The sequence below is a fragment of the Kitasatospora sp. NPDC056076 genome, from assembly GCF_042266305.1.
Classification (GTDB): Bacteria; Actinomycetota; Actinomycetes; order Streptomycetales; family Streptomycetaceae; genus Kitasatospora.
In genome coordinates, this window is record NZ_JBHJWG010000034.1 from 70,185 (window position 1) to 88,499 (window position 18,315).

The window sequence follows — 18,315 nt, forward strand, 5'->3', positions numbered from 1 at the left end:
CAGACTGCTACAGGGTTCACACCGACCGCGATTCGGTGCGCCCTTTCGGCGCAGGCCGGGCCACTCCCGGCGTACGGGTCTGCTTCGGGCAACAGATCCCCGCCGCCTCGCTCCCGCCCGGGCCTCATCATCGAAACGCGATCCGGCCGCCGCCTTCGCACACGCTCCGACGCCTGCGGATGGACACAGGACGGCGACGGTCGCCCTGAACCTCCCGGGCTCCGGCCGGTCCGGGACCTCGCATCCGGACTACTCTGATGACATACGGTCCTCCGCGCCCACCGACACGATCGGCCCGGGCGGCGCTCAGAAGCGAGAGCCCCATCCGAGAGACTGCGTGCCCACCGGCTGAGGACGACCTCATGAACTGCTGCTCGCGCCGCCCCCGACCCCGGCTGCGTCACCGACGTCGGCTGAGGAGACCGCGATGGGCCGCATACACGAGACCGACACCCTCCGGCCTCCGGACAACTCGCCGCCCCCACAGGGGCGGCGCCCGGCGTTTCGTGCGACCCGGCGCGACAGCGCCCACGCTACGGTGACCGCACTGGTCGGGGAGCTCGACATGGACACGAAAGCCCAAGTGCTGAGTGCAGTGGGCAGATGCCTCGACACGGGGACGCGCGCGATCATCGTCGACCTGTCATCCCTCACCTTCTGCGACGTCAGCGGCCTGAACGCCCTCCTCGCCGCCGGCCGGTCCACCTCCGCCGCGGGGGGAAGCCTGCGTGTGGTGAACCCGAGCCGATCGGTGGCGCGCCTGATCAGCCTGACCGGCACGGGTGGCGTTCTTCTCGCATGTAGGGGATCACCCGGCGAGCCGCCGCACGGCAGCGCCCCAGGGTCGCCCGGAACAGGACAACTGGTGATCAGTGACGGAATGGCCCAGGTCTTGCGCCTGCTCCAGCTCGACGACGGGTACGACACCGCAGCACAGGTCGCCACCCGAGCCGCCGAGACCCTCGGGGTGGACGGACTCACGGTCTCCCTGGCAACCGGCGGCGAGCGGGCAGAGCTGATGTGGTGCACCGACCAGGCGGCCGGCCGGTTCGAGGATCTGCAGTTCACCCTCGGCGAGGGCCCGGGCCCCGAGGCAGTACGGACCGGCGCCATGGTCCTGGTGCCGGACCTGACGCGCATCCGGCCCGAGCGCTGGCCGGCACTGAGCATCGAGGCCACGGGCCTGGACGCCCGCGCCGTGTTCTGCTTCCCGATGGGGATCGGGGCGATCCGAGTCGGTGTGCTGACCGTGGTGCGCCGGACAGCGGGACCGCTGACCGACGGGCAGGTCCGTGACGCACAGGTCCTCGCACACGCCCTGACCGGGCGCGCCCTGGGCAGCGTCGTCCCAGACCCCAACGGCCCGGCCGTTCCGGCCGACACGCCCGACTCCCTGCTCCAGGCCGTCGTCCACCAGGCCACCGGCATGGTCAGCGTCCAGCTCGCCATCTCCCTGCCCCAGGCCCTGCTGCGGCTGCGCGCGCACGCCTACAGCAACGGTCGACCCCTCACCGAAATCTCCCGGGACGTCGTCACACGACGGCTGCGCCTGGACCACAACGGCAACGACAGCGGCAACGGCACGCCGCTGCCCGTCCCAGACAAGGACTGATCGCCATGGCCCGCGAACAGCAACTCACCAAGGTCTTCGTGGAGGTCGCCGACTCCCTGATCGACGACTTCGACCTGATCGACTTCCTCCAGCGACTGTCCGAGCGCTGTGTGGAGCTGCTGGACGTTGCCGCGTGCGGGGTGCTGCTGGCCGACGAGCACGGCGTGCTGCAGGTACTGGCCGCCTCGGACGAGAACACCCGGCTACTGGAACTCTTCGCGCTGCAGCACGCCCAGGGGCCCTGTGTGGACTGCTACCGCAGCGGCCGGCCGCGGACCAACATCAGCCTCGAGGACCCGGACTCCGCGCGGGCTTGGCCGCTCTTCACGCCGGCCGCCCTGCAGTCCGGATTCGTGGCCACCAACGCCATTCCGATGTGGCTGCGCGGAAAGGTCATCGGTGCCGTCGGCCTGTTCCACACCACCAACGACACACTGACCCCGGAGGACACCGCCCTCGCCCAGGCGCTCGCGGACCTGGCCACCATCGCCATCCTGCAGCAACGCACCCTGGCCCACAGCGAGACCGAACGCAGCCAGCTCCAGTACGCCCTCACCAGCCGCATCGTCCTCGAACAAGTCAAGGGCATCCTCGCTGAACGCTGGCAGGTCACCACTGACGAGGCGTTCGCCGCCTTCCGCGCGTACGCCCGCGCCCACCACCACCAGCTCTCCGTCCTGGCACGGTCGATCGCCGACGGCGAATTCGACACCGACCAGATCCCCCGCACAGCCCCCCACCACTGACCCCGCACCGAAGAAGACGCCCAGGGATTCGCGCCGCGGGGGCTTGCGGCCGCGCCGCGCGTCGGTGCCATCCACAGCGTGGCCGACCGCGGGTCGTGGTTGACCGGCAAGCACCTGCCGCTGCCCGCCGACACCACGCCCGCCTCGACCACGACGACGAGACTCTCCACGTAGGCCGCACCAAAACCCAGATCAAGGAGTCGCCCGAGTACCCCCCTATACACACAGCTACCCCGGCTACAGCGAGGGCCTCGGCAGCCACTAGGCACACGGCCGTGCTGTACCTCAGGTGTGGGGGGCGGATACGCCGTGGGCGGCTTCCGCTATGTCCGGCAGCGCGAGCGACCCAGGCGCTGGTGATGACAACACGGGCACAGGGCGTGCGGCACGGCTACGATGAATAGGCACCCGCAGCGGGTGGCGGTGCCGCACCTCGCAGACCGCCCACCGGTGCAAGGACGGTGAGGAGAGTGCCCGTCATGGCTCTCTATCGACGCTACGGCATCACGCTTCCTGGCACTACCGGGCGCCACGGGCCGCCCACCGTGCTCGTGGTCCACCTGACCGGCGACGTCACCGCCGAGGGTCGGCCCGTGTACGCGGACGAATCCGGTGATTTCCGCGTACAGATCAGCGACGACTTCGTCGCCCAACCCCTGGCCGACAGGGACTGCCCGACCGGCGGGGGCGGCCAGGAACAGTGCCTGCACGCTGAGCCGCTGCCCTGACCCTCGGAGGGCGTAAGGTGCGGGCTCACTCCGGCGGGTCGAGGGATGTGGGCCGGTCCTGCCGCGCTACACAATCCGGGTGGTCACCGGGTCGCCGGTGGCGGGCGAGGGAATACGTGCCGACGTGCGAGAGGCGGCCACCAGGAGGTCCACGCCTTGACCGGTCACGGCGTACCCGGACGCGGCCAGGACCTCGGACAGGGCCAGGGTCAGTGCGCCTCGCAGGCGCTGGAACTCGTCGCCGACTTCGACGTCCGCCGCGTCGCTGCCGCTGTGCGCGGTCGGCCCGGCCGTCTCGCGGCCCGGACGCCAGCCCACCAGGAGGCCCTTCCCCGGTCGCAGCCGGACGAAGAGTCCGGCCGCCTGCGGCGGTGCTACCTCGAACCCATGGCGGGCGAGAACGTCGCACACCGACTCGAACAGGTGCTTGTCCTCCATGGCGTGAGTCTACCGCTCGAAACCACTTCGGTAACTCAGCGTTCCGTGTCGTTACTGTTCTGACACGAAGCAGGTCAAGCTGGTGGGGTCTTGCCATTCTCGGAGCCCGCTGGTTGCGGACGTCGTCCGGCAAGGCAGGCCGCGGCAGGCCCTCGCTTTCCGCGGCGCGAGCTTAGAGGCGAAGGCGACGCCGAGGAGGAACCCGAACGGGATCTGCGGTCTGGGACCCTCGCACCTGTGGGCGTACCTCGCTCTGGAGCCCTACGCCCGCGCGGTGTCGCGGTGTCTCCGCTCCCGGCCGCGCCGTCGGTGCTGTTCGAATGCCACCGACGCTCGCTGTCGAGCCTCACCCGGCCGCCTGGCCCAGCTACGCCGGGTGTCCGGCGTCGATGTCCTTCACGTCGTGAAGGGTCAACGACCCGCCGCTGGTGTGCGACTCGGTCGTGATGGCGAACGGGGCCAGGAGGAAGCCCACGTGGTCGCCCCAGTCGGCCTGGGCAAGAACGTGGCCGGCGAACCAGGCCATCGCGCCGGTCAGGACCGGAACTCCGCCCGGACCGGGCTCCCACTCGGTGGCGGCGAACTTGTCGACCTGATCGCCGGTGCGACCGCCGAAGAGCTCGGCGAGGTCGTGGCGGCGTGCCGGGAGCAGGTGGACCACCAGCACCTGTGAGCGTGACGCGACGGCGTAGGTGCGGTTCGCCTTGGAGATCCACACGGTGAATCGCGGCGGCTGTAGCGAGTTCTGGCCGGCGAAGCCGACTAGGCAGCCCGCGCGCTCCTCGCCGACCGCGGCGGTGACGACGTAGACCGGGTAGTCCAGCAGTGCGCTGAACGCATCGAATCGACTCACGCAACTGTCCCTTCCCGCGGATCCGCAGGCCACGTCCGCGTTTGGTGAAGCCGGTCCGCCGTCCGTGGGACGCAGCGCACGGGTGCCACCGGTTTCGTGGGCGCGTAGGAGGTGTTCGTTGCCGACCCCGCCGCACCGATCGCTCTCCCGACGAGTGCGAGGGTGCGGGTGGCCGCAGGGCCTTCAGGGAGCGTCGTCGTGGTAGCCACAGAGCCAGGCCAGGGCCTGGTAGGCGCCAAGGGCATAGCTGACGTCGGCGCCATCGTTCAGGGCCGCACGCAATTTCACGGCGGCGCTGCGGCGTTCGGCGAAGAGCTGATCACGGCAGGGACCTGACGTGGAAGCGGTCACAGGGGCTTCGAGCTGGGCACCAGTGGCCCACTGGTAGGACGTCATTACGGCGTGCTCGAATCGCTGCACGGCGAGGGGTGCCGGTTGGCGGCCCTGGTCACTTCGAGTACCTCGTCCAACCCACGCGCCCCCACCGTGGGGATCGTCGACTCGTCTGCCGTCATGTCGGAAACCTATGTCCGCCGGCCGTCGACCGCCCGTCGGTCGGCTCCGGTGCGGGCTCACAGAGCCTCGCGTGGCCACTCGGCGGGGACGGGAAAGCTCGGTAGGCGCTCCCAGACGGGGCGGCGCACCCTGGAAGGACACCTCCACGCCGCCGTTCCCTGTCTGCCTGCCTGGGCGCGCGGCGTTCCCGATCGGTTGGCCCGAGCAGGGCGCGTCATGTCCCCCAAGCTTCGGACGGAGCCCCTTTGGGCTTCGCCACCGCGCTGCCGCCTATTCGTCGGCGCCACAGGAAGGCAGGTTCATTGACCGAGTTCGACCATGAGCAAGCCCACTGGAAGTCCGAAGATCTGTCACACCTCAAGCACGCAATCCCGGGCCCCGAGCCCGGAGGGCTACCATCTCGATGGCCCGCGTGCCTTCTACGCCCACGACTTCTCCTGAGGACTGGTCACGTGACTCCGATAGCGGCTCCCTCCGACGGCTTCGCATCGGACGAAGCCGCGACCGCCCTACGCAAGAACGTGAACCAGCTTGCGGACTTCATCAGCCAGCGAGCCTTCGACCGGGTCGACGTCATGGGCGAGAGCGTGTGCTCACGCCCTGGTGCCGTGCTTCGCTCTGCCGCCTACGCACACGGCGCCGTCGACACGGCGATCGCCGCCGGGCGGGTGGACCTGGCCGCCGGGCATGTCCTATTCCTGGTGGAGCAGGCACAGGAGTGGGCTGGCCACCCCGAGTACCCTGCCGACACGCTGGCTTCCCTGTGCCGGGAGGCGGGCGGGACCCTCCTCTGCCCGGAGCCTGCGGCACCTCCCCCGCCGGCCACCGCCGCTCCTCGCGGCGCCGACCGAACGCCAGCGGTACGCGGAGGCACTCCGCGGAAAATCACGCTCGTTCAGGCCGAGCGCTTGTTCCGCCAGATGGGGCTGGCCGTCGGCGGCGACGACCAGGCCGGCTTCACCTTCCGTGCCGTCGGCGGCCGGATGGGCAACCTCTCCGTCAAGGCCGCCCACAGGATCGACGTGGAGTACCAGGTCCAGGGCGGCTACACCCTCATGAGGGGTGACGTGAAGGGCAACTCCGACGTGGTGGAGCAGTTCCGATGGGCGGTGGAGAAAGCCCCTGGCTACGGCTATACCGTCACCTGGGAGCCGGGCAGCGCTCGAATGGAACTGACCCGCTCTGCCGATGCTCCCGGCGGTGGGGACGGCCGATGACCACCAGGAGCACAGGGTCGTCGTGGCGCGGGGTGAATTGTGGCCCCGGTTCGGATTCACCGTGACCTGGGATCCGGGCACGCCATGTCCGGTCCTTCCCCGGGCCGCGGCACGGAATGTGGACGACGGAGAACAGGCATGACCAGATCACCAGAACTTACGACAGCCGAAGCCGACCTTCTCGGCTACCTTCGGGCCCACGCCGAGCTGTACGAGCACTCCGCCCCTGGCACCGTGAGCTGGGCATACCGATCCGCGTACCATCTCCTTCTCCAGCACGGTCGCTTCTTCGAACCGGCCGACCTGCCCACCGGCATCGCCCCCATGACCGAGAAGCTCTGCTACGGCAACGCATCCACGACAGCTCGGCGACACCCGGGTCTGGTCTACGTCGAGGGCTTCGCCGCCGCCGGTGTCGGGGGCGCCAGCGTGGTGCCGCTCGCGCATGCCTGGTGTGCGACCGCTGACGGCACGGTCGTCGACCCGACGTGGCAGGACGGATGGGGCCAGGCGTACTTCGGTGTCCCTGTGGTCGCCCCGGGCCGGTGGCCCGACCCGGCGGCCGGCGGCAGTGTCCTGGACTCCTTCGACCTTCTGCGCGCCGGGCTGCCTCCCCAGGCCTTCGGTGACATCGGCCGACGCTGTCCGTGACAGGGGGCGGGGCCGCGGCGCCGAACAGCGGTCCTGTGATGCGGCCGGCGGCGTAGGCGTAGAAGGCGGCCGGGGCCGGGCGGGGGGCCGGAGGCGGACTCGCGGTGTCGGCGGGCGCTCCGGGTTCTGCCGCCGCACGCTCCGGGTGCCTGGCGGGCGGGCGAGGTACTCGCGGCGGCTGACGGCCGAGAGCTGGGTTCCTGTCCCCTGTCGGCCGGTCGTGGTCAGGAGCCGTCGTCGGCGGAGCGGAGCCCTGCTGCTCCTGGCCACCATCGGCCCCCTCGCCCGCATCCGCTGGCGCTGGCTGATGACGGCCGGTGCGCTCACCTACCCCTTCTACCTGATCCACCAGAGCCTCGGCCTGCCCATGGCCGCCGAACTCACCGCCCACGCCCACTGGCTCGGCCCCTGGGGCCGACTCGCCCTCACCACCGTCTCGATGCTCCTCCTCGCCGCAATCATCCACCGAGTGGTCGAGAAGCCCATCGGCCGTGCCCTCCGTCGCCGCCTCGACCAAGCCCTCGACCGACACCCGAGCAACCCACCGGCACCGCGCCCGGAACCCGCACACTGACCCGACACTGGAAGCGGCTGGTCTCTCCGTTCTTCTCGCCGACGTCGAGCTGGGCCAGGACCAATCCGGTGGTGTGCTCCACCGCGGCAAGCAGATGGACCTTCCGCCCGCGGGCCTTCGCCGCGCCGCGCAGGCTCCTGCCGCCCAGGACAGTCCGCGCAGTCCGGCGCCTGCGGGCCGGCGGCCGGCCAGCCGCCCTCCGCCTGGTCCAGGGCGTCGCCGTCGATACGCTCGAGCAGCCGACAGGCCGTCGTCTCGGCCGGCACCAGCCGCCTGGGCAGCACCGGATCGGGGCGCACTCCGAGCCGCCCCAGCACCTGCGGCGAGATGTCCGCGATCCACTCACCGACCGCCAGCAGCACGGTCGCCCCGGCCAGCACCGCGCACGCTGTCAGGGCGAGGACCAGGGCCAGCGCATGCCGCACTCCACGCGGATCACGGGGGTCCGGCACCTGGGCCAGCCACTCCAGCAGCCCGAGGCACCTCCCCAGCAACCGCCTCGGGCTGCTCGCGGGGCTGGGCAAGGGCAGTCGGAATCAGGGATGATGCGTCGACAGGCACGGTCTTCCACTCGGGTCACGGGGCGTAGAGAACTCCATGATCTTGGAAGCCGTGCCTGCCTTCTTTACGCCCGCCGCTTCGCGCCCGCGTACGATCACCAGCCGTCGCCGATGAAGTGAGGCTGGATCGATGCCCCGTACCCCAACGCCGATACACCTGACCGCTGCCACCCTGGCGTTGACCGCTCTGCTGGCTTGCGCATCCTGCGCTGGACAGGCCAATGTCGTGCCGTCCGCTCCCGCTCTGACGAGTGCCGCCGTATCCGCCGTCGTCGCAAGCCCTCCTCCGAGCTCGGGCCGACCGGACCAGCAGCGGCTGGACACGGCCGCGGACGCGGTCTCACGCCTCGGCGGCTCCTACCAGGCTGTCTTCACGGGCCTGACGGTGGACGTTCCGGACGGTCGCGTCATCGTCTACCGCAAGCCGGGCGGTGGCGGCTTCGACGCCGCCCTCGCCCACCTGGGTCTGGGCGTGCCCGTGGACCTGCGCGACGCGCCGCGCTCGATCAGCGAGCTGGCCGCCACCCGCAACCGGGTCGTGGCACTGATAGGACACACGAGCGACTACGGCATCGTCAGTGTGGGCGACGGCTCGGAGGTGAGCTTCACCCGCGGCGTGGTGGAGGTCGGCGTCAGCGGAAATCTGGCCAGCGCCCAGGCAGACCTGCGCGGCCGCTTCGGTGACCGGGTCAGTGTCTCAGTCGCCCCTCCACTCTACGGCTGACCGGACTCTTCGCCCGGCGCTCGGCTGTCAGAGTTGCACTCCTCGGTCCTCTGGTGATCACAGGCCGGACGCCATCCGACTACGCCGAAGCCCTGCGGATGCTGCAGGTACGGAGGTTCGTGCAGCGGGGCGTCGCGGGCGGCCGCACCGGGCAGCGTCCCGATCTTCCGTGACTGCCTCAAACAATTCAGAATTGATCAAGGTTTGGCAAAGTACATCAATTTCATTCGTCGTCGAGAATCTCGGCCTTCACCCGATCGGCGGCGGGCGTGTTCGATTCTGCGCGGCCTAGGATTCACGGAACCCGCCGCAATTGCACGGTGGGATTGCATTGGGCCCTTGAGCAGCGGCTTAGCATGCAATCAGGGGCCCTGCGGAGGCCTTTACTCTGCCACGACAGGAAGGACGGCGAACCATGATTGCCAATGGAGTCCGGGCGGACACGATCGCGGACGCGCGGTGGATCAAGGCGGCGGCGAGCAACGGGGTCGGCCAGTGCGTCGAGGTCGCCACCCTCCCGGGGGGCGACATCGCGATGCGCAACAGCAGGCACAAGGACGGCCCCGCACTCGTCTTCACACCTGACGAGGTCAGGACATTCATCATCGGGGCAAAGGCCGGAGAATTCGACCACATGTACATCCGATGACCACCTGAGCGGGAAATTCGGCACGCGACACGCGGGACCGCGCTGTGCGACAATCGAGCGTCGATGCTCGCTATTGGGGAGGTCCCGCGTGTCGGCCAGCAATGAGGCTCTCAGCCCTGGCGAAAATGTATTCGGATTCGCCCCCAGAGCGGCCCCCGGGACAGACAGTCCGACCGCTTCCCGCATTCTTCTCGGCACCAGCCTTCGCCTCCTGCGCGGCAAGGCCACACTGAAGGAGGTCACCGCCAGGACCTCGGGATTCTCGGTGTCGAAGTTGAGCCGCTTCGAGACCGGCAACAACCCCGTCACGCTCAAGGACGTGCGGGCCCTGCTGCGCACCTACAAGGCAGCGCCGGAGGTCGTCGGCGAGTTCGAGCAGCTGGCGCGCCACGCGATGCAGCCCGAGTGGACGGCCCCCTACCGGGATCTGCTGCCGCGGTTCGTCGAGCGGCTGATCGCGCTGGAGTCGAAGGCCTGGAAGCTGTACGGGTACGAGCGCGTGCTGTTCCCCGGGCTCCTGCAGACCGAGGCCTACGCCCGCGCGGTGATCACCGGCGACCTGCCCGGCTCCATGGACTCGGAGGTCGAGCGGCGGGTGGCGCTGCGGATGCAGCGCCAGCACCGGGCACGTGACGGGGGCGTGCGAACCGTGCACTACATCGACGAGGGCGTGCTGACCCGGACCGTGGGCTCCCCGGAGGTCATGGTCGGGCAGCTGGAGCGGCTGATCGCGCTGACCCAGACCCCCGGTTTCGGCATCCGCGTGATCCCTCGCACCTGCACGGTCGCCTCCAGCATCACGTCCATCACCCACCTGGACTTCCGCACTACCGGCCTGCCGGAACTCGTCTACAACGAGGGCCTGATGGCCGCGGACTACCTGGTGCCGGTCGACGACGAGGACGCGCAGTCCAAGGGGCCGTCCCCGTTCACCTACGCCAAGGAGATGCTCTGGCGCCTGATGGGGCACGCGCTCGACCGCGTCGAGAGCCAGAGGATGCTCCTGACGGCGGCGGGCGAGTACCTCGGCCAGCTCTGAGGGCGGTGCTCACCGCACCACGGCCAGGCCTCCGTAGGTGATCCACTCGCGGCTGCGCTGGGGTGCGAGGACCTCGGTGTCCGGGTGCCATTCGCTGACGTCCACGAGTCCGGGGTCCTGGACGTCCAGGCCGTCGAAGAGGTCAGCGACCTCGTCCCGGCTCCGGACCCGCCCCCACATCCCCTGGGTGCGCTCCCGCATGAACCCTGTCACCTGCCGGCGGAAGTCCGCGCGGTCGCTGGCCAGCTGGCACAGGACCACCACGCTCCCCGGCCGCAGCCCGCGGATGCTCTCCTGGACGACGGCGGCGGCCTCGAGGTCGTCGGCGAAGCTGTGCAGGACCGACACGAACAGCATCGCGACCGGCTCGCCGTAGTCGATGAAGCCGTCGGTCCTCGCGCGGATCGCCGCCGGGTCGGCGATGTCGGCGCCGAGGATCCGCACGTTCTCGTTCTCGTCGAGCAGCGCCCGGCTGTGCAGCACCACGGTCGGGTCGTTGTCGATGTACACGACTTTGCTGGCCCGGTCGGCGGCCTGCGCCACCTGGTGGACGTTGCGGTCGGCTGGGAACCCCGACCCGTGGTCCAGGATCTGCGTGATCCCGTGCTCGCGGACGATGCTGGTGACCGCGCGCAGCAGGAACGCCCGGTTGTGGCGCACGAGTTCGCGGCTGCTGGGGGCGATGGCGAGCAGGTCCTCGGCGGTCCGTCGGTCGGCGGGGAAGTTGTTGGTCCCGCCTGCCAGGAAGTCGTACATCCTCGCTGCGGCCGGGATCTCCACGTTCACCCGGCTCGTCAGATCGGACTCGCCCACGGTACCCCTCGGTGTCCGGCAACCCCGGTCTGGTGCCGGCGGCTTGATCCGCCCATCGTAGAGGGGCAGCACCGGGCGACACCACCGCTGGTTCGGGTGACGTGGTGCTTGCTTGACGGACCGTGCGCCGACCAGGGCGATCACGCTCCGGTGCGTGCGCCGGTCCGTTCGGTGTGCGATTAGAGCTTCGAGAAGTCCTTCCTCCCCACTGGCGCGCTGCTCGTGGCCAGCAGGCGCCGGGCTGTCATCAGGCCCAGGCGGACCTCGGGTTCGTCGACCCCCATCAGCTGGGCGGCTTTCCCGACTGGCATGCCGAGGTCGTGGTGGAGGAGAGCGACATCGGCCGGCGTCGGCGGCAGGGCCGGGTGGAGCCTGTCCCCCCGTGTGGCCGAGGGGACGGCCCCCAGGGCCGCGGCGACGGCCGCCCGCAGGATGCACCAGGCGTACGCTCCCGGACGCTCCTGCGACAGGGCGCTCTCCCAGTGGACTTCGACCCGCTCAAGGGCCAGCTCGACGGCGGCCAGGCTCAGGGCGCGGTCGCCGAGGCGCGCCTGCGCGTACCGCAGGTAGCCCTCCTCCTGGAGGGCGACGAAGGCGGTGAAGCCGACGTCGCAACGGTGCCGACGTCGAGCGGGTCGGTTTCGGTCAGCAGGCATCACGGCCTCCCCACGTCAACTCGCTGGTGTACACGGACAGGTGCCGATCCGGCGGGCCCCTCGACGGGAGGCCTCGCCCGCGCCGGGTGCGGCCCGCCGCTTCGCGGGCGAGCCGCACCGGCGAAGGCGTCAGCGCCGCCCGGCGGACCTTCCGCATCGTTCCACCGGGGCACCGGCCTGCAGCAACATCGCCATCAGCAGGACCTGTTCGGTATCAAGGCGCAGTCCGTGCGATGCCATCCACGCCATGACGAGCACGGGCACGGCATTGCCGCGCAGCTGTCCGGACGCGGCCAAGGCGGCCGCGCGCAATCCCACGAACGCGTTCGGCCCACTGCTAGATTGAGGGGCCCGCGAGGGCGGGTAAGCCCGCCCTCGGGCAGTTCGGTCATGCATAGGTCCCAACCTTCTCGTGATCGAACGACCAACGCCTCGGACGGTGGTCGCACACCGTCCGAGGCAGCTCCTCACCAGAGCAGCCACAGAAAACGCTACCGCCCCCAAACCGCTGCACTGCACTCGCTCGGCACACTCAACTCACATCGTGGGAAACCACGTTGATGCCGCGACTTTGCAGCGCCGCGGGGTGCCGTGCGCGGGACCGCAATCCGGCTGCCGTCTATCAGCTTGTGCGTCATTTCGATCGGATGCAGCAGCGCTTCCGCCGCGACTCCGCGCCCCCACCGGGCCCCTCTCGCCGTACACACCAAACGCGAGTATGGGCATCGAACGGAAAGCCGCACCAAGTCGGCTGTGCGAAAGCCGACTTCTGGCCAGCCGGTCCGTACAGGCCGCCGCGCCCAGGCACCCGTTCGGGGATGCTTGTTTCCGCAGGCGGCACTTATCCACAGGAAGTGCCGGGACAGCCGCGGAGATGCCGATCACCGGGCACAGTTCAGTCCTCGCCGCCGCCGGCGGCCATGGTGAAGGGCCGGACACGATGAACAGAGCAGTACGGGCCAGGACCGCGCACCGAACCGGACGCCCTCGGGTCCGCCCAGCGCCCGTGCGGCGACGCGGTCTTGAGCGCGAACACCGCAGGGTGAGATGTGCTCGGGTCGCCGCACGGCTCCTGGGGGAGTTGATCGGCGGAATTCTCGGATCCTGACGGCACACGCAGCCTCTGCCCGCCCCGGCACACCACAGCTCAGCCCTGATCTGTCTCGCCACACACAGGGCATGCTGCCTTGCGCCCGGGCGGCGGGTGGCGCCACCTGAACCAGGGCTCGGCTGACCGCGGGCCAGGCGCCGAGCCGGTGGACACGGTGGCCGCCGACTCGACACCCTTCACCCGGCCGGCACCCCCTGCCGCTGTGCCCCCAGCCCGGGCTACGCTGCGCCCAGCCGTACACGGGCGAACGAAGGGAGAGCACATGGCGGAGATCGTCGTACCCGGACCGGAACCGGACTGGCAGCCGGCCACCATCCCGCCGTACTACACCGGCAGGAACCCGGCCGCGCAGACCAGCCTCTGGGACGCCGCGGGCGAGAGCTTCCGGATGATCGCCGGACTCAAGCCGCCGTTGGACGCCCTCGCGACCCGGCTGCGCCTGAGTGTCGAGCGCAGCTGGGACCAGCTCGGCGAGGTGGATGTCGCCGTGTTCACGGTCGAGCGGCGGTACTTCGCGCTCAGCCTAATGACTTATGGGCAGGATGAGACGTGGGTGTGGCTGCACCGCTCCCACGAGGACGCCGACGACGCGCTGCAGGTGCTGCTGGACGCTCTCGGGATCGGGCAGGACTCCGTGGTCTTCACCGGCGGCCCGGACGCCGGCTTCCACTTCCGGGACGCCGACCGGCCCGCCTGAAACACGCCCCGCCGACCGGCCACGGTTCGGGTCCGTAGTGTCAGTGCTGGGTGGCGCGCTGGGTGTCATGGACAACGAGGCGTTGGCGCTGGAGAGCGATGTCGTGGTCGGGGTCGCAGCGCTCAGCGCGGGTTTCGGCGGCGTGGGCAGGGGCGCTTCACTCCGCGCGGATCAGCACGGTGGACAGACATGCCCTCGGTAGGACTACCTTCACCCATTCGAGCGTGCACGGACAGTATCTATGGCGCATGATCACACTTCATGGGTGGCGTCGTGCCGCCACCGTGCTCCTCAGCCTTCTGGCCTTCTTCGTCCCAGCGCCCGCCAGCGCCGTGCGCGCTGTGCACTACCAACGCCCCAGTGTGTGTCCGCTGGCCGGTCGGTCCGGTCTGCAAACCCTGCTATCGCGAAGCCCGCCGCCGACCCGCAACCTGTCCCGGGTGCGGGCAGCCGCGGGTCCTGACCGCCCGCCACAAGAGGGCACGCGTGTGCGGCCCCTGTGCTGGCCACGACGACCCGTACGTCTGCCCGCGCTGCAGCAACCCCCGCTCCTACAAGGTCCGTGGCCTGTGCGACCACCTCGCCGACCTCTTCGACGGCCGGCCCGCGGGACCCGAGGGCCAGTACGCGCGGATGCGTTCCGCCCTGGCCGCATGCGACGAACCGGTGACCGCCCTGAGCTGGCTGCGCGGCTCCCGCTCCGCTGCCCTCCTGACTGGCGCCGTCGCCGACGGGCGGTTGCTGACCCACGAGGACCTGGACACCCTGGCCCTGGCCGAAGGCCGCGGCGGAGCCCGGGTCGTCGACTACCTGCGCGGTGTCCTGCTCGCCTACCAGGCCCTGCCCCGGCGCGACGAGCTCCCCGCCCGCGTCGACCGCCACCTCGCCCGCGTCCTCGCCCGTCACCCCGATCACGCCCTGCTGCTGCGGACCTACGTCCGCTGGTCGCTCCTGCCCCGCGCCCGCTGGCGCGGGCACCGCGACCACGCTTTCGCCAACCGCCTGTGCTGGGCCCAGACCAGGATCAACACCGCCGCCGACTTCCTGGCCACCATGGCCAAGGCCGGGCTGGCCCTGGCCGACGTCAGCCAGCACGAGGTCGACCGGTGGCTGGCCGACGGCCTCAGCACCCGCTACGAGGTCCGCGACTTCCTCCTCTGGGCCGCACGCCGCGACCTCGCCGTCCCCGCCCGGCCCCGGCCCGACCCCGTCACCCTGGACGACGACTCCCACTGGGACGTCCTCCACCAGTGCCTGACCGACACCGGCCTGCCGCTGGACGTCCGCGCCGCCGGCGCGATCCTCCTGCTCTTCGGACAGGAGATCACCCGGATCGCCGCGCTGCCCGCCGACGCCGTGACCGTGCGGGCCGGCGAGAGCGTCCTCGTCCTGGACCAAGTGCCCATCCGCCTGCCCGACCCCCTGGCCCGGCTCCTGACCGACTTCGCCGACCGGCCGCGACCACCAGGCTGGGCGGCCAACCACCCCAACCCCTGGCTCTTCCCCTCCGCCGAACCCGGACGGCACATCACCGGCTCCGCGCTCGTGCGACGCCTCACCACCCACGGCATCCCCGGCCGCCCGGCCCGGGCCGCCGCCCTCGTCCAACTCGCCCAGGACATGCCCCCAGCCGTCCTCGCCCCCATGCTCGGCCTCAACCTCAGCACCCTCACACGGTGGCGCGCCCGCGCGGCCACCGACTGGACCGCTTACCTCCAAGCGCGCACCACCGCCCGGACAGCAGGCAACCGCCCAGGCGCCCGCGCTCCCGGACCGGCCCCGGTCAACCCCGTGGACGCCACGCCGACCACCGGGTGACACATCCTCACCAGGCGGCCCATCAGGTAGTCGTGGCCGCATGATCCGTTTCACGTGGCGCCGCAGCGCCACCCTCCTCGCCGCGCTCGCCCTGGCCGCCGTGCCGGCCGCGAGCCCGGCCTACGCCGACACCTCCACCCCGGCCGTCCGTGCGACGGCGCCGCACCGCGCGCTCCCGGAACCGCCGCCGGTCTACACCGCCCGCGACGAGCTCGCCGACCTTCCCGTCTCCGAACCCCACTCCATGGACGGCTACAGCCGCGCCCGATTCCCGCACTGGGCCCTGCAGTTCGGGACCTGCGATACCCGCGAAGTCGTCCTCGAACGGGACGGCACCGACGTTGTCCAGAACGACAAGTGCCAGGCCGTCGCCGGGACGTGGGTAAGCCCGTACGACGGCAAGACCTTCACCAACTCAAAAGATCTCGATGTGGATCATCTGGTTCCGTTGGCAAATGCCTGGCGGTCCGGGGCCGACCTGTGGGACACCAAGACCCGCAAGGCCTTCGCCAACGACCTGACCGACCCGCAGCTGGTCGCCGTCTCAGCCTCCAGCAACAGGGCCAAGGCCGACAAGGGACCCGAGTCGTGGCGCCCGCCGCTTCGCTCCTACTGGTGCACCTACTCCAGGGCGTGGGTGCACGTGAAGAGCCTCTACCACCTCAACGTCACCCAGGCTGAGCAGCAGGCCCTGACCGAGATGCTCGACACCTGCGCGTAGCCGTACCACGTCGTTCTGCCTGGCCCGCGATTCGCGGGCCAGGCAGAACGGGGCCGGCCCGCCGGCAGGCCGGAGCACAAGCTCCTTGATCTTGCCGCGCTCCGCTGCGGCCCGTTCGGAGGCGCGCGAAGCCAGCCTTTGGTCGGCGGGGAGAAGATCCTCGGGGCTGGGGCGAACGGCCAGGAGGCCACCTCCCGCGTCGCACCCGCCCTGCTCGGGTCCGCGTGTACGGCCGATGAGAGCCCCTCGTCTGAGGCCCGACCGGGCCGCTGGCACTGCTGGCAGCCGCGCTTCGACTGGCCGGAGCCCCTCGGCGTCGGGGTCTGAACGGGTAGATCGGGACGGTCTAGGCGTGCCCCACCTCCAGTCGTTGGTATACACCCTTGCTGCCAGCGCTTGAGTGAGGCATGGAGGGCTGAGGGTGTGCGGCGATGCAGTCATGTTCTGCACGGGACTCAACTACACGCGTACGGGCTACGGCTTCAGGGCCGGGTCTGGTGTGGACCTGACCAATCCTGCTGCGGCGATCACAACAGCGAGTTCTTTTCGGTGAGGGTGAGCCGGACGGCCAAGGTCCTTGCCTGGCAGGGCTCTAAGGGTGATCACAGATACGCCCGCCGGGAGTGCTTCGAGGATCGGCCGGACATCGGGGATGCCGGGGGTTCTACCAGCTTCACGGCAACGACCAAGAGCGCGCCGCCCGTCCTGCGGCGCCAAGGGCCAAGGGGTTCCCGCTACCCGCCGTGGTACGGCGCCTCGCAAGCCCAGCCACAGAAGAACGGTTGACCTGCTGAAAGGACAGCACCACCTCATGACTCAGACAACTGCTACCCAGCACTTCACCTACACCGGAAGCGGCCAGTACTTCACCGTTCCCTCCGGGGTCACCCGCATCGACGTCAAGGTCTGGGGAGCCGGAGGCGGGGGAACCTGGGACACCGCACACCAGGTATCCACGGGGTGCGGCGGCGGAGGAGGAGGCTTCAGCAGGGGGAGCATCGCCGTGGTGCCCGGCCAGAGGCTGCTGATCGTCGTCGGCGAGGGAGGACGGGCCAACTCGTCCGCGAACACCTACGGCGGAGGCGGAGCCGGAAACAGCGCGGACTACCCAGGCGGCTCCGGGGGCGGTCTGTCGGGCGTGTTCACCAGCACGTATACGCAGGGCCAGGCGCTGGTCATCGCCGGCGGAGGCGGCGGGGCCACCGGCACCCGCAACGCCATCACGGGCGCCGGCGGAGGCGGGGGGACCTCCGGTTCGGCACGGGGCCGAATCACCCATGACGGCGGTCCGGGCACCCGGACAGCAGGCGGACAGGCCGGCACAGGCGGGTCCGTGTCCGGCGCGCCCGGCGCAGCCCTTCATGGAGGCAACTCGGCGCAGATCGCGGGGAGGTTCACCATGGGCGGAGGTGGAGGCGGAGGCGGCTACTACGGCGGAGGCGGCGGGACGAGCCAGCCCAACTCCAACGACGCCAGCCAGATCCCCGGCGCCGGAGGCGGCGGATCGGGTTACCTGGCCCCGACCGTCACCGGCGGCACCACCATCTCCGGCCAGGCCGCGCCCGGCCGGTACACCGGGGGTAGCGCCGCTGCAAGCAGTGACCGGGACTACCGGCCCGGTGTTGGCGTCGGCGGGGCTACCCGCACCAACGGTGGCCACGGCCAGGTGGTCCTGCAGTGGGTCAAGAGCCCTCCGCCGGTGGCGCGGCTGGACAAGTGGGCAGGCGACGGGCAGCAGACGGTTGCCGGTCGGGCCTTCCCCACGCAGCTCAGGGTGCGGGCGATCACGGCCGGCGGGCAGGGACGCTCGGTTCCGGTGGTGTTCACGGTGGTGTCCGGGCAGGCGTCGTTCGGCGGCGCCGCGACCAGGACCGTCACTACGGACGCGTCCGGGTACGTGAGCGCGCCGGTCCTCACCGCCGGGCAGACACCAGGCCCGGTACGTGTCACCGCGACGACAGGCGGTGTCCGAGCGGACTTCTACCTCACCGTCAACCCTCCGCCGGTGGCGCGACTGGAGAGGGTGGCGGGTGACGGGCAGCAGACGACAGCGGGCCAGGGCTTCCCCATGCAGCTGGTGGTGCGGGCCGTCACGGCCGGCGGGCAGGGACGCTCGGTTCCGGTGGTGTTCACGGTGGTGTCCGGGCAGGCGTCGTTCGGCGGCGCCGCGACCAGGACCGTCACTACGGACG

The 18,315-nt window shown here is 70.5% G+C and carries 18 protein-coding genes and 1 pseudogene; 13 read left to right on the plus strand and 6 right to left on the minus strand.

Annotated features, from left to right (window positions below; all coding sequences use genetic code 11):
* Nucleotides 1–538 precede the first annotated feature (538 nt).
* From ACFC1T_RS25995 to ACFC1T_RS26005, 3 genes are all read left to right on the plus strand, one after another.
* Nucleotides 539–1,612, plus strand: coding sequence for an STAS domain-containing protein (locus ACFC1T_RS25995; RefSeq protein WP_375892249.1), 1,074 nt, complete (start codon nucleotides 539–541; stop codon nucleotides 1,610–1,612).
* A gap of 5 nt (nucleotides 1,613–1,617) precedes the next feature.
* On the plus strand, nucleotides 1,618–2,358 hold the full coding sequence (locus ACFC1T_RS26000) for a GAF domain-containing protein (protein WP_375892251.1): 741 nt from the start codon (nucleotides 1,618–1,620) through the stop codon (nucleotides 2,356–2,358).
* A 479-nt stretch (nucleotides 2,359–2,837) separates the two neighbouring features.
* Nucleotides 2,838–3,086 (plus strand): DUF6296 family protein, encoded by a 249-nt coding sequence (locus tag ACFC1T_RS26005; RefSeq protein ID WP_375892252.1) that lies wholly within the window; start codon nucleotides 2,838–2,840, stop codon nucleotides 3,084–3,086.
* Between the two features lie 66 nt (nucleotides 3,087–3,152).
* Here the strand turns inward: ACFC1T_RS26005 and ACFC1T_RS26010 are convergent, their stop codons facing one another.
* From ACFC1T_RS26010 to ACFC1T_RS26020, 3 genes are all read right to left on the minus strand, one after another.
* Complete coding sequence (locus ACFC1T_RS26010) at nucleotides 3,153–3,524, minus strand: hypothetical protein (RefSeq protein ID WP_375892254.1); 372 nt, start codon at nucleotides 3,522–3,524, stop codon at nucleotides 3,153–3,155.
* Nucleotides 3,525–3,891: 367 nt separating this feature from the next.
* Entirely contained in the window at nucleotides 3,892–4,377 is a 486-nt protein-coding gene (locus tag ACFC1T_RS26015; RefSeq protein WP_375892255.1) for a flavin reductase family protein, read from the minus strand.
* A 183-nt stretch (nucleotides 4,378–4,560) separates the two neighbouring features.
* Nucleotides 4,561–4,773 carry a hypothetical protein gene (locus ACFC1T_RS26020; RefSeq protein ID WP_375892256.1) on the minus strand — a complete coding sequence of 71 codons (213 nt, stop codon included), beginning with the start codon at nucleotides 4,771–4,773 and terminating at the stop codon, nucleotides 4,561–4,563.
* Nucleotides 4,774–5,345: 572 nt separating this feature from the next.
* Between ACFC1T_RS26020 and ACFC1T_RS26025 the strand changes: the two genes are divergently transcribed.
* The 3 genes from ACFC1T_RS26025 to ACFC1T_RS26035 all read left to right on the plus strand — a co-directional run bounded on the left by ACFC1T_RS26025 (nucleotide 5,346) and on the right by ACFC1T_RS26035 (nucleotide 7,335).
* On the plus strand, nucleotides 5,346–6,110 hold the full coding sequence (locus tag ACFC1T_RS26025) for a hypothetical protein (RefSeq protein WP_375892257.1): 765 nt from the start codon (nucleotides 5,346–5,348) through the stop codon (nucleotides 6,108–6,110).
* Between the two features lie 138 nt (nucleotides 6,111–6,248).
* Nucleotides 6,249–6,761 carry a hypothetical protein gene (locus ACFC1T_RS26030; protein ID WP_375892259.1) on the plus strand — a complete coding sequence of 171 codons (513 nt, stop codon included), beginning with the start codon at nucleotides 6,249–6,251 and terminating at the stop codon, nucleotides 6,759–6,761.
* A gap of 220 nt (nucleotides 6,762–6,981) precedes the next feature.
* Nucleotides 6,982–7,335, plus strand: coding sequence for a hypothetical protein (locus tag ACFC1T_RS26035; protein WP_375892291.1), 354 nt, complete (start codon nucleotides 6,982–6,984; stop codon nucleotides 7,333–7,335).
* A 248-nt stretch (nucleotides 7,336–7,583) separates the two neighbouring features.
* On the opposite strand, the pseudogene ACFC1T_RS26040 reads toward ACFC1T_RS26035, so the two are convergent.
* Nucleotides 7,584–7,787: pseudogene (locus ACFC1T_RS26040) on the minus strand (transposase family protein); the annotation flags it as partial.
* A 286-nt stretch (nucleotides 7,788–8,073) separates the two neighbouring features.
* On the opposite strand from ACFC1T_RS26040, the gene ACFC1T_RS26045 reads away from it, so the two are divergent.
* From ACFC1T_RS26045 to ACFC1T_RS26055, 3 genes are all read left to right on the plus strand, one after another.
* Nucleotides 8,074–8,619: a hypothetical protein gene (locus ACFC1T_RS26045; RefSeq protein ID WP_375892261.1), complete on the plus strand. Its 546-nt coding sequence runs from the start codon at nucleotides 8,074–8,076 to the stop codon at nucleotides 8,617–8,619.
* Nucleotides 8,620–9,034: 415 nt separating this feature from the next.
* Nucleotides 9,035–9,268 carry a DUF397 domain-containing protein gene (locus ACFC1T_RS26050; RefSeq protein WP_375892263.1) on the plus strand — a complete coding sequence of 78 codons (234 nt, stop codon included), beginning with the start codon at nucleotides 9,035–9,037 and terminating at the stop codon, nucleotides 9,266–9,268.
* Between the two features lie 88 nt (nucleotides 9,269–9,356).
* On the plus strand, nucleotides 9,357–10,307 hold the full coding sequence (locus ACFC1T_RS26055) for a helix-turn-helix domain-containing protein (protein WP_375892264.1): 951 nt from the start codon (nucleotides 9,357–9,359) through the stop codon (nucleotides 10,305–10,307).
* 9 nt (nucleotides 10,308–10,316) lie between these two features.
* On the opposite strand, the gene ACFC1T_RS26060 is transcribed toward ACFC1T_RS26055, so the two are convergent.
* Entirely contained in the window at nucleotides 10,317–11,120 is an 804-nt protein-coding gene (locus ACFC1T_RS26060; RefSeq protein ID WP_375892265.1) for an SAM-dependent methyltransferase, read from the minus strand.
* Nucleotides 11,121–11,299: 179 nt separating this feature from the next.
* Nucleotides 11,300–11,776 (minus strand): hypothetical protein, encoded by a 477-nt coding sequence (locus tag ACFC1T_RS26065; protein WP_375892267.1) that lies wholly within the window; start codon nucleotides 11,774–11,776, stop codon nucleotides 11,300–11,302.
* A gap of 1,373 nt (nucleotides 11,777–13,149) precedes the next feature.
* Here ACFC1T_RS26065 and ACFC1T_RS26070 point away from each other — a divergent pair.
* From ACFC1T_RS26070 to ACFC1T_RS26085, 4 genes are all read left to right on the plus strand, one after another.
* Complete coding sequence (locus ACFC1T_RS26070) at nucleotides 13,150–13,584, plus strand: hypothetical protein (protein ID WP_375892268.1); 435 nt, start codon at nucleotides 13,150–13,152, stop codon at nucleotides 13,582–13,584.
* Nucleotides 13,585–14,070: 486 nt separating this feature from the next.
* Complete coding sequence (locus ACFC1T_RS26075) at nucleotides 14,071–15,402, plus strand: hypothetical protein (protein WP_375892269.1); 1,332 nt, start codon at nucleotides 14,071–14,073, stop codon at nucleotides 15,400–15,402.
* Nucleotides 15,403–15,442: 40 nt separating this feature from the next.
* Complete coding sequence (locus tag ACFC1T_RS26080; protein ID WP_375892270.1) at nucleotides 15,443–16,123, plus strand: HNH endonuclease family protein; 681 nt, start codon at nucleotides 15,443–15,445, stop codon at nucleotides 16,121–16,123.
* 811 nt (nucleotides 16,124–16,934) lie between these two features.
* On the plus strand, nucleotides 16,935–18,315 hold a 1,381-nt coding region (locus ACFC1T_RS26085; RefSeq protein WP_375892271.1), incomplete at its 3' end, for a hypothetical protein.

Excerpts from the sequence above, each read along its gene's own strand:
- ACFC1T_RS26030 (WP_375892259.1), top strand. The coding sequence starts at position 6,249 with ATGACCAGATCACCAGAACTTACGACAGCCGAAGCCGACCTTCTCGGC.
- ACFC1T_RS26005 (WP_375892252.1), top strand. The coding sequence starts at position 2,838 with ATGGCTCTCTATCGACGCTACGGCATCACGCTTCCTGGCACTACCGGG.
- ACFC1T_RS26000 (WP_375892251.1), top strand. The coding sequence starts at position 1,618 with ATGGCCCGCGAACAGCAACTCACCAAGGTCTTCGTGGAGGTCGCCGAC.
- ACFC1T_RS26020 (WP_375892256.1), bottom strand. The coding sequence starts at position 4,773 with ATGACGTCCTACCAGTGGGCCACTGGTGCCCAGCTCGAAGCCCCTGTG.
- ACFC1T_RS26050 (WP_375892263.1), top strand. The coding sequence starts at position 9,035 with ATGATTGCCAATGGAGTCCGGGCGGACACGATCGCGGACGCGCGGTGG.
- ACFC1T_RS26010 (WP_375892254.1), bottom strand. The coding sequence starts at position 3,524 with ATGGAGGACAAGCACCTGTTCGAGTCGGTGTGCGACGTTCTCGCCCGC.
- ACFC1T_RS26070 (WP_375892268.1), top strand. The coding sequence starts at position 13,150 with ATGGCGGAGATCGTCGTACCCGGACCGGAACCGGACTGGCAGCCGGCC.
- ACFC1T_RS26080 (WP_375892270.1), top strand. The coding sequence starts at position 15,443 with ATGATCCGTTTCACGTGGCGCCGCAGCGCCACCCTCCTCGCCGCGCTC.
- ACFC1T_RS26065 (WP_375892267.1), bottom strand. The coding sequence starts at position 11,776 with ATGCCTGCTGACCGAAACCGACCCGCTCGACGTCGGCACCGTTGCGAC.